Consider the following 1,725-nt stretch of genomic DNA (forward strand, 5'->3'; position numbering starts at 1 on the left):
CAGGCTGTCTCAAAACCTGTTTGAATTCTACAATTGGGTAATATCCCATCTCAATTTTTATTTCATTCCACCAAGAATAGATTTAATTTCGACAAGAATAAATTAATTTTCACTGATCACCATAGTTTATTTGCCTTTCCTGCTACAATATCCCATTTATTCCCCATTTGCTTCTTCCAGTCATCATTATTAGAATATCCTTCAGGTTTTTACCTTCTCTCTTCATGAAATCTGCTATTTTCCTTATGTTGTGTACAGTACACATCATAACAAATTCAATTTTTGTCTTTCTTTTCCCTCTCAACAGAAATTCCCTGAATCCTCTATCCTGTTTCATCTGACCAAATACAGGTTCTACAGTACACATTCTTTTCTGATACTGTTCCGTTCCTTCTTCTGTATTCAATTTAGCCCTCATATTCTCCATTAAGTACTCTCTAGGATCTCTTGATATTGTCCTGTTTTCACTCTCAGTACATGCATTTTTCAACACACACAAAGAACAATAATTACAGACATAATACCTTAAATCCGTGTCATCCTTCCTTTTTTGTATTCTTGTAAATGTAATTTCAAATGCAGCAGGGCAATAATAACAATCTTTTTCCTCATCATAAGTGAAGAGAGATTTCCTGAACTTTTTGGTTTTTCCCCTTTTCTCAACTTCATAAAAGTTATCAGGAACATAAGCATCAATTTGTTCGTTGAGTAAAAATTCCAGATTCTCATATGAGAAATAACCCGCATCTGCCAACACTATTGTTGGTTTGTATTTCAGTGTTTCCGTTACGTTTTCTATCATTGGTTCAATCTGATGCAAGTCATTTTCTTCGTCAACAACGTTTGCCGCAACAATAATTTGTTCCTTTTCATCAACAGCAACCTGACAATTGTAGGAAGGTTTCTTACTTCCATCTTTATGCTTCATAATTCGAGCATCGTTGTCTGTGATGTTTACTTTTTTCAGCTTTTCTTCATCGAGCTTTTTCTTAACAGCCTTAATTTTCTCTAATCTTTTCTTCTTGTCAACCAGTTCTTCTGGCATCTGGTAAGGTGTCGAGTCACCATAAATTTCATCTTCATATTTATCAGTCTCAATGCTCTCTTTGAGTATCGTCTCGATTTCTTTTTCGAGAGCATCCGAGCTCTTGCTTTGTCTTGGAGAAGCATTTGCCTTAACCTTTGTTCCGTCAATCGATATACTGGAACCAATAAGACCCATTTCCTTGCAAAAAGTGACAACCTGTGAAAAGATTTCTTTAATCGGATCCAGATGAGTTGAACGGAATCGACAAATTGTGTGGAAATCAGGTTTTTGCATGGCTGCAAGGTACATAAAAGCAGTATCTGTTTGGGTCATTTGCTCTATCTTGCGTGAGCTTCTGATGCTTATCAGGTATCCATAAAGTGAGATTTTTAAAAGAAGTCTTGGATGATAGGCAGGGCAACCTTCCTCAGAGTAGGTGGATTCAATAGCATCAATATTAACGACATCTATGATGTCGTTTAGTACTCTGGCAATATGGTTTTCAGGAACAAACTCTTCCAGGTTAAATGGAAGTAAAAATTGCTGCTTTTGATCGTACCTTTTGAACATGGTGAGACACTTAGGAGTGATTTTTCTCAAATAATATACTTTTTATGTAAGATATATTCTAAAAAAGATAAATATTCCTAATAGTTCTTACCCAATTGTAGAATCAAGCATAGTTTTGAGACAGCCTG

1 protein-coding gene is annotated in these 1,725 nt (G+C 35.4%); it reads right to left on the reverse strand.

The genetic code is table 11. From position 1 onward, the window contains the following. Positions 1-142: 142 nt before the first annotated feature. Positions 143-1,597 carry an IS1182 family transposase gene (locus tag RG963_RS16400; protein ID WP_396654752.1) on the reverse strand — a complete coding sequence of 485 codons (1,455 nt, stop codon included), beginning with the start codon at positions 1,595-1,597 and terminating at the stop codon, positions 143-145. Positions 1,598-1,725 lie beyond the last annotated feature (128 nt).

This window comes from Methanosarcina baikalica (assembly GCF_031461075.1).
In the GTDB taxonomy this organism is placed as follows: Archaea; Halobacteriota; Methanosarcinia; order Methanosarcinales; family Methanosarcinaceae; genus Methanosarcina; species Methanosarcina baikalica.